Origin of the sequence: Micromonospora sp. ALFpr18c, assembly GCF_008868155.1 — a bacterium.
Lineage (GTDB): Bacteria > Actinomycetota > Actinomycetes > Mycobacteriales > Micromonosporaceae > Micromonospora.
Map to the genome: position 1 here is coordinate 24,266 of NZ_WBKR01000050.1, position 8,093 is coordinate 32,358.

The 8,093-nt window shown below is 74.0% G+C and carries 7 protein-coding genes; 3 read left to right on the forward strand and 4 right to left on the reverse strand.

Going from position 1 to position 8,093, the window contains the following annotated elements; all coding sequences use genetic code 11:
• Positions 1-24 precede the first annotated feature (24 nt).
• Together F8271_RS12080 and F8271_RS12085 are read left to right on the forward strand one after the other, a co-directional pair.
• A complete protein-coding gene (locus F8271_RS12080) occupies positions 25-1,536 on the forward strand; it encodes a CYTH and CHAD domain-containing protein (RefSeq protein WP_151489791.1) in 1,512 nt (503 codons plus the stop codon).
• Positions 1,524-2,402 (forward strand): NUDIX hydrolase, encoded by an 879-nt coding sequence (locus F8271_RS12085; protein ID WP_151489792.1) that lies wholly within the window; start codon positions 1,524-1,526, stop codon positions 2,400-2,402. Before F8271_RS12080 ends, F8271_RS12085 begins: the two co-directional genes overlap by 13 nt.
• Positions 2,403-2,408: 6 nt before the next feature.
• On the opposite strand, the gene F8271_RS12090 is transcribed toward F8271_RS12085, so the two are convergent.
• The 4 genes from F8271_RS12090 to leuC form a co-directional block, all read right to left on the reverse strand.
• Positions 2,409-4,346 (reverse strand): endonuclease/exonuclease/phosphatase family protein, encoded by a 1,938-nt coding sequence (locus tag F8271_RS12090; protein WP_151489793.1) that lies wholly within the window; start codon positions 4,344-4,346, stop codon positions 2,409-2,411.
• Positions 4,347-4,486: 140 nt separating this feature from the next.
• Positions 4,487-5,134, reverse strand: coding sequence for an HU family DNA-binding protein (locus F8271_RS12095; RefSeq protein ID WP_192580256.1), 648 nt, complete (start codon positions 5,132-5,134; stop codon positions 4,487-4,489).
• A gap of 172 nt (positions 5,135-5,306) precedes the next feature.
• Positions 5,307-5,894, reverse strand: coding sequence for a 3-isopropylmalate dehydratase small subunit (gene leuD, locus F8271_RS12100; RefSeq protein WP_151489795.1), 588 nt, complete (start codon positions 5,892-5,894; stop codon positions 5,307-5,309).
• Between the two features lie 15 nt (positions 5,895-5,909).
• Positions 5,910-7,352, reverse strand: a complete 1,443-nt coding sequence (leuC, locus tag F8271_RS12105) for a 3-isopropylmalate dehydratase large subunit (protein WP_151489796.1) — start codon at positions 7,350-7,352, stop codon at positions 5,910-5,912.
• Between the two features lie 49 nt (positions 7,353-7,401).
• Between leuC and F8271_RS12110 the strand changes: the two genes are divergently transcribed.
• The gene (locus tag F8271_RS12110; protein WP_007456408.1) at positions 7,402-8,088 is read left to right on the forward strand and encodes an IclR family transcriptional regulator; all 687 of its coding nucleotides are present in this window, start codon (positions 7,402-7,404) and stop codon (positions 8,086-8,088) included.
• Positions 8,089-8,093 lie beyond the last annotated feature (5 nt).

The following is an 8,093-nucleotide window of genomic DNA, read 5'->3' on the forward strand; positions in this document are numbered from 1 at the left end:
CCGATCGCGGCATAGGGTGAGCTGATGGTGGAGGAGGAGCAGAAGTACGAGGTGGACGACACCTTCGTACTGCCGGACCTGTCCGCAGTGGCCCCCGCCGGCGGTCGGGTCCGGTCGCTGCCCTCGGTGACGCTGGTCGCCCGCTACCTCGACACGGTCGACCTGCGGCTGGCCCGGGCGGGCGCGTCGTTGCGGCACCGCAGGGGCGACGAGCTGCCCTGGACGGTGAAGCTGCCCACCGGCACGCCCGGCGTCCGGCACGAGGTGTCCCGCCCCGGGCCGAAAGGGCAACCGCCGCCGGAACTGGTGGAGCTGGTCACCGCCCTGCACCGGGGCGCGCCGCTGGCACCGGTGACGGTCGTCCGCACCGTGCGGCACGCTCACGAGGTGTGCGACCGGGCCGGCACGGTGCTCGCCGAGGTGGTGGACGACCGGGTGACCGTGCTCGACGACGCCGGCACCACCACCGGCGGCTTCCGCGAGCTGGAGGTGGAACTCAAGGCCGGTGACCGGGAACTGCTGGACCGGGCCGGCGCGGTGCTGCGGGAGGCCGGCGCCCGGGGCGGTTCCTTCGTCCCGAAGCACGTCCGCGCACTGGGCGCGGCGGCACAGGCCGAACCGGACCTGGTCGGGCCGGCCGGGCTGCCGTCCGACCCGAGCGCCGGCGACGTGGTGACCGAGGCGGTTCGCAAGGAGGTACGCCGGCTGCTGGCGCACGATCCGCTGGTGCGGCTGCGCGCTCCCGCCGCCGGCGGCGACACCGCCGTGCACCAGATGCGGGTGGCCTGTCGGCGGTTGCGCAGCGACCTGCGCACCTTCAAGCCGCTGGTGCGCAGGAGCTGGGCCCGGCCGCTGCGCGACGAGTTGCGTTGGATCGCCGGGGTGCTCGGCGCGGCCCGCGACGCCGAGGTCCTGCGGGCGCGGTTACGGCGTACCGCTGGCGCCGACCCGCTCGACCCGGCCGCCGTGGACCGGCTGGACGAGGCGCTCGCCGCGCGACAACGGGTGGCGCACACCGCGATCGACGAGGCGTTGCGCTCCCCGCGTTACCTGGCCCTGGTCGACGCGCTGGTGCTGGCGGCACGCGCGCCCCGGCTCACCGGCCGGGCGGCGAAACCGGCCGCGCGGGCGCTGCCCAAGCTGGTGGCCCGCCCCTGGCGGCGGCTGAGCGGGCCGGGGGGCGTCGACGGGCTCGGCCCGTCCTCGCCCGACGAGCGCTGGCACGCCGTCCGTAAGCAGGGCAAGCAGGCCCGGTACGCGGTCAACGCGGTGTCCCCGGCGGTCGACACGGCCGCACGGAAGCTGTCCCGCGCGCTGGCCGGCGTGCAGGACGTGCTCGGCGAACACCAGGACGCCGCCGTGGCGGCGGAGACCTGGTTGGAGCTCGCCGCCGAGCGGCCGGACGACCACGAGCTGGCGGTCACCGCCGGGCGGCTGGCCGAACGGGAACGGGAGTCGGTGCGCCGGATGCGGGCCCGCTTCCCGGCCGCGTGGCACCGGGCGACCCGACGGCGGCGGACCCGTTGGCTGCCGTGACCGGCATCCGGGCGGCCGGCGGGGTGGCCTGGCGGCCGTCCGACGACGGCGTACGGGTCTGCGTCGTGCACCGCCCCCGCTACGGCGACTGGACGCTGCCGAAGGGCAAGCTGGAGCCCGGCGAGCACCCCCTGGCCGCGGCGGTCCGCGAGGTGGCCGAGGAGGCCGACGTACGGGGCGTGCCGCAGGTACGGCTGCCCTCGGTGCGCTACCGCAGTGAGGGCCAGGCCAAGCTTGTCGACTACTGGTCGATGCTCGCCGTGGCCACCGGTGGCTTCCAGCCGGGCACCGAGGTGGACGACATGCGGTGGCTCGCCGTGGACGACGCGATCCGGCTGGTCAGCTACCCGCACGACGCCGAGGTGTTGGCCGCGTTCGCGGCGCTGCCGCCGGTGACCGCGACGGTCGCGCTGGTCCGGCACGCCCATGCCGGCAAGCGCGCCACCTGGTCCGGCCCCGACACGGCGCGCCCCCTGGACGCCGAGGGCTGGGCCCAGGCGTCCGCCCTGGCCGGCCTGATCGCCCTGGTCCGGCCGGACCGACTCGTGTCCGCGTCACCGCGGCGCTGCGTGCAGACCCTCGATCCGGCCGCCGCGCTGCTCGACCTGCCCATCGAGATCTGCGGCGACCTGGACGAGCCCCAGCCGGGCCAGCAGGCCGACGAACAGGTGCTCGCCACCGCCGCCCGGGTGCTGGAGTTGGCCCGCGCCGGGGGGCAGGCGGCGGTGTGCAGCCAGGGCAAGGTGCTGCCGGGCGCGTTGGAGCGGTTGTCCGGTCGCGCCGACGAGGACTTCACCACGCCCAAGGGCGGCGGCTGGCTGCTCGCCTTCACCGCCGACCGGCTGCTCGCCACCGACCGCCTGTAGCCGACCTCAGCGCGGTGGCAGGGTGAGGGTCACCGCGACCGGCAGGTGGTCGCTGGCCGTGCCGCGCGGCGCGACCGGGCCGGTCGCGCTCAGGCCGGGCGAGACGAACACGTGGTCGATCTGCTCCCGCGGGTCGTCGGCGGGACTCGTCGCCAACGGTCGGGCCGCCGCCAACGCGTCGATCAGGCCGACGCCGGTGAACTTGGCGAACGCCTCGTCGCCCGGCTGCGTGTTCAGGTCACCGGCCACCACCAGCGGCCGGCCGTCGGCGTACCCGATGGCGAAGTCGGCGACCGCGCGGGCCTGGACCACCGGGCCCCGGCCGGGCGGCGGTTGCAGGTGGGTGCTGACCACGGCGGTACGGACGCCGTCACCGAGGTCCAGGGTGACGGCGAGGGCCTGCGCTCCGGTGGGCGCGCCGACGGCGGCCAGCGGCAGCGTCCGCGGATCGCGCACCGGCCACCGGCTGAGCACCGCATCGCCCCAGACCGGGTCCGCAGCCGGCCCGAAGACGTACGGCATGCCCAGCCGATCGGACAGCAGGTCCAGGGTGTCGTGGCCGCCGTTGAGCAGCCAGGCCCGGTCCACCTCGCTGAGCAGCACCACGTCGGGCCGCTGCCGCTCGATCGCGCCGGTCAGCCCGGCCAGGTCGAAGCGGCCGTCCAGCCCGAAACCCATCCGGATGTTGTACGCCACCACGGTCAGCCGCTGCGGCGGGCCGTCCCGGTTGCTGGCCACCGGCAGTTCGTCGGCGAGCAGCGGCGCCAGCAGGGCCAGCGCGGTGACCGACGCGGTGACCCGCAACGGCGAAAACGGCCCGGCGACCCGGGGTACGGCGGGGCGGGCAATGAACGCCACCACGGCCACCAGAGCGGCGACCAGCACCGGCACCGCCGCGTTGGGGTAACCGAGGTCGTAGGCGGAGTAGTAACCGACCGCTCCGAGCGCGAAGACGAGCATCCCGGCGGCGGCCGCGTACCCCCGACGGGCCGCCCACCGCGCGCCGCCCGCCTCGTCGGCGGCCGTGCCCGCGACGTCGGCGCTGCCGGCCGCGCCCGCGGGCTTGGTGCCCGTGGCGCCGGCGTCGTCGGTCAGGGCCAGGCAGGCACCGAGACCGACGGCCGCCAGACCGACGGCCGGGAGCAGCAGGTCACCCCGGTCGAGGGCGAAGAGCACCGCGCCGGCCAGCATCGCCACCGGGCCGAGCACCCGACCCCACCGGCGGGGTGGCGCGGTCAACGCGGCGAGCAGGAATCCGGCGACGGCGACCGGCACCGGTGCCATCCCGAACAGCGGAGAGCGGGCCACGCCGCCGCCGCCGACCAGGTACGACATCCCGGTCTGGGCCAGCGCCGGCGCGAGCGCCACCATGCCGGCCAGCAGCAACGCCGGCCCGGCCAACAGCCAGGCCCCCGCCCCGCTGCGGCTGGCCGGCGGGGCGGGCACCGTCGTAGCGAGCAGGAACAGCGTCACCGCGACGGCGCTGAGCAGCCAGGCCACCCAGTCGCCCCGCCAGACCAGGTCGACGGTGTCGAGCACCGCGTGTACGGCCGCGTTGACCGCCAGGCCCAGCGCCAGGCCCGGCACCGGCCGGTCGGTGCCGGCGGCGACACCGACCAGCCACACCAGCCCGGCCAGCAGGCCGGCAGTGGCCAACCAGAGCTGCGCACGTCCGCCGGGAGTGGCGGTGAGGGCGAGGCGGGCACCGGCCAGCACGACGGCCGCGGCGACGGTGACCGGACGGGCGCCCACCCGGCGGACCACCGCCGGTGCTCCCAGCGCGAGGACGAACCAGCCGAGGGCGAAGGCGCCCATCAGCTCGGCGGGCGTAGACGCCGCCTGACCGAAGATGGTGATGATGCCGGGCAGCCATACCCGCAGCACGTCGATGAGCAGGAGTACGCCCAGCGCGAGCGACGCGCTGGCGAGTTGGCGGTAGCGCACCGGCGCCCCATTTCCCGTCGGCGGGCCGGCGGAGGGGGACCGGCACGGCGATTCTGCGCGCGCGGACCGACCCGGTCAACGGTTCCGGTACGCCGAAAGGGCGCCCACCGCACGGGTGGACGCCCTTTCGACAGGGTTGGTCAGCGCTTGCTGGCCGCCTTCTTGGCCGGAGCCTTCTTCGCGGGCGCCTTCTTGGCCGCCGTGCTCTTGCTCGCCGCCGCGGTGGTCTTCTTCGCCGTGGTGGACTTGGTCGCCGCGGTGGTCTTCTTCGCCGCCGTGGTCTTCTTGCTGGCGGCCGTCTTGGTCGCCGTCGTGCTCTTGCTCGCCTTGGCCGGGGCGGTCTTCTTGCTGGCGGCCGTCTTGGTCGCCGTCGTGCTCTTGCTCGCCTTGGCCGGGGCGGTCTTCTTGCTGGCCGCCTTGGCGGTGGTGGCCTTCGTGCCGGCCGCCTTCGTGCCGGTGGTCTTGGCCGTCGCGGTGGCGGTCTTCTTCACCGCCGCCGTGGCCTTCGGCACCTTGCCGCTGGCCACCATCTCCTTGAAGCCGGCGCCGGGGCGGAAGGTCGGCACGGACGTCTTCTTGACCTTCACCGCCTCGCCGGTACGCGGGTTGCGCGCTGTTCGCGCGCCACGCACACGCTTTTCGAATGCTCCGAATCCGGTGATCGCCACCTTCTCGCCCTTGGTGACCGCCGCCTGGACCTCGGTGAGGACCGCGTCGAGCGCGGCCGTCGCCATCTTCCGGTCCCCCAGGCGAACAGCGAGCGCCTCGATGAGCTCGGCCTTGTTCACGACTTCCTCCCGATTGTGCAACTGACTCGACGCGAGCCATTCTGCGCGCACGGTATGCCCTGTGCTGCCGGGACACAAACATTCGGTGGAAAAAAGCCCTTGTGTCGTAACGGATTCACCCCTACCGGTCGGGCCGGTAGGGGTGAAATCGGCTGTGCGGTCGGACGTACGGCTATGCCACCGAGGGCAGGAACGGCAGTCGACGCGCCTCGTACGAGTCGATGTCGGCGGCGTTGCGGAGGGTGAGTCCAATGTCGTCCAGGCCCTCCAGCAGCCGCCAGCGGCTGAAGTCGTCCAGCGGGAAGGACCAGTTCGCGTCGCCCGCCCGGAGCTGACGGGCGGTCAGGTCGACGGTCACCGGGGTGGTCGGATCGGCCTCCACGAGGTCCCACAACTCCTCGACGGCTTTCAATTCCAACTCGACCGGCAGCAGACCTTCCTTGAGGGCGTTGCCGCGGAAGATGTCGCCGAAGCGGGGAGCCACGACGGCACGGAAGCCCCAGTCCCGCAGTGCCCAGACGGCGTGCTCCCGAGATGAGCCGGTGCCGAACTCCGGGCCGGCGATGAGGATCGACGCCCCGGAATAGGATTCATCGTTGAGCACGAATGCCGGGTCTTCCCGCCACGCGCTGAAGAGCCCGTCAGCGAAACCGGTCCGGGTCACCCTCTTGAGGTACACGGCCGGGATGATCTGGTCGGTGTCCACGTTGGATCGCCGCAGTGGCACGGCCGTACCGGTGTGGGTGGTGAACCTGTCCATCTCCTGGAGTCCCTTCTACAGGTCGGCGGGGGCGGCCAGCCGGCCGACCACGGCGGTGGCGGCGGCGACCGGCGGGGAGACCAGATGGGTACGCCCGCCCCGGCCCTGCCGGCCCTCGAAGTTGCGGTTGGAGGTGGAGGCGGAACGCTCGCCCGGCTTGAGCGTGTCGGGGTTCATGCCCAGACACATGGAGCAGCCGGCGAACCGCCACTCGGCGCCCGCGTCGGCGAAGACCTTGTCCAGTCCCTCGGCCTCGGCCGCCTCACGTACGGCGGCGGAGCCGGGCACCACGAGCATCCGGACCCCGTCGGCGACCCGGTGGCCCCGCAGCACATCGGCGGCGGCCCGCAGGTCCTCCAGTCGCCCGTTGGTGCAGGAGCCCACGAAGACCACGTCGATGGGCAGCTCCCGCAGCGGCGTGCCGGGGCGCAGATCCATGTACTCCAGTGCGCGGCGGGCCGCGGTGCGCTCCGAGTCGGTGGTGAACTCCTCCGGGTCGGGCACCGGCGCGCTCAGCGGCGCACCCTGCCCCGGGTTGGTGCCCCAGGTGACGAACGGCGTGATCCGGCTGGCGTCCAGGGTCACCTCGGCGTCGAAGCGCGCGCCCTCGTCGGTGGGCAGCGTCCGCCACCACGCGAGCGCCGCGTCCCAGTCCGCGCCCCGCGGCGCGTTCGGCCGACCCTTGAGGTACGCGAAGGTGGTCTCGTCCGGCGCGATCATGCCGGCCTTGGCACCCCACTCGATGGACATGTTGGCGATCGTCATCCGCCCCTCCATGGAGAGGGCGCGGATCGCCTCGCCGCGGTACTCGACGATGTGTCCGCGACCGCCGCCGGTGCCGACCTGCGCGATCAGCGCGAGCACCAGATCCTTGGCGGTGACGCCGGGGGCGAGCTGGCCGGTGACGGTCACGGCCATGGTCTTCGGCCGGCTCTGCGGCAGCGTCTGGGTGGCCAGCACGTGCTCCACCTCGCTGGTGCCGATGCCGAAGGCGAGCGCGCCGAACGCGCCGTGGGTGGCGGTGTGCGAGTCGCCGCAGACGATCGTCATGCCGGGCTGGGTGAGCCCGAGCTGCGGGCCGATCACGTGCACGATGCCCTGGTTGTCGTCACCGAGCGGGTGCAGCCGCACGCCGAACTCGGCGCAGTTGCGGCGCAACGTCTCGATCTGCGTCCGGGACGTGGGGTCCGCGATGGTGAGCAGGTCACCACGGCGGAGGCGGAACGCCGGGTCGTCGTACCCGGTCGGGGTGTTGTGGTCCTCGGTCGCGAGGGTCAGGTCGGTCCGGCGCACTCGGCGCCCGGCGAGCCGCAGCCCGTCGAACGCCTGCGGGCTGGTCACCTCGTGCAGCAGGTGCAGGTCGATGAAGAGCAGGTCCGGCTCACCGGCGGCGGACCATACGACGTGCGCGTCCCAGACCTTCTCGGCCAGGGTCCTCGGTTGAGTGACTCCCACCATCTGGACATCCTAAATTCTGGGAGGTAGGTTTCGGCTTGTGGGACACAGTATGAGCGGTGTCGGCGTTCTCGACAAGGCGGTGGTCATCCTGGCCGCCTGCGTCGACGGCGCCAGCCTGGCCGAACTCGTTGAGCGCACGAAGCTGCCCCGGGCCACCGCGCACCGGCTCGCGCAGGCACTGGAGATCCACCGGATGCTGGTCCGGGACACCCAGGGCCGATGGCGCCCCGGCCCCCGGCTCGGCGAGCTGGCCAACGCCGCCCCGGACGTCCTGCTGACCGCCGCCGAGCCGCTGCTCGCCGCGCTGCGCGACGCCACCGGGGAGAGCGCCCAGCTCTACCTGCGCCGCGCCGACGAGCGCATCTGCGTGGCGGCGGCGGAACGCGCCAGCGGCCTGCGGGACACCGTCCCGGTCGGCTCGGTGCTGCCCATGACCGCCGGTTCCGCGGCCCAGATCCTGCTGGCCTGGGAGCCGCCGGAGGCGGTCATGCCCCTGCTGCCGCGCAGCAAGTTCACCGGCCGCACGTTGGCCGAGGTCCGCCGCCGGGGCTGGGCGCAGAGCGTCGCCGAACGAGAGGCCGGTGTGGCGAGCGTCTCCGCTCCGATCCGCGACCGCACCGGCAGAGTCATCGCCTCGGTGAGCATCTCCGGCCCCATCGAACGCCTGGGCCGCCGCCCCGGCGAACGCCACGCCATGGCGGTGGTAAGAGCCGGCCAACGCCTCTCCGGCCTCTAACCCCC

What these genes read in the sequence shown, in the direction of transcription:
- F8271_RS12080 (WP_151489791.1), top strand. Translation starts at nt 25, where the DNA reads ATGGTGGAGGAGGAGCAGAAGTACGAGGTGGACGACACCTTCGTACTG.
- leuD (WP_151489795.1), bottom strand. Translation starts at nt 5,894, where the DNA reads ATGGACAGGTTCACCACCCACACCGGTACGGCCGTGCCACTGCGGCGA.
- leuC (WP_151489796.1), bottom strand. Translation starts at nt 7,352, where the DNA reads ATGGTGGGAGTCACTCAACCGAGGACCCTGGCCGAGAAGGTCTGGGAC.
- F8271_RS12110 (WP_007456408.1), top strand. Translation starts at nt 7,402, where the DNA reads ATGAGCGGTGTCGGCGTTCTCGACAAGGCGGTGGTCATCCTGGCCGCC.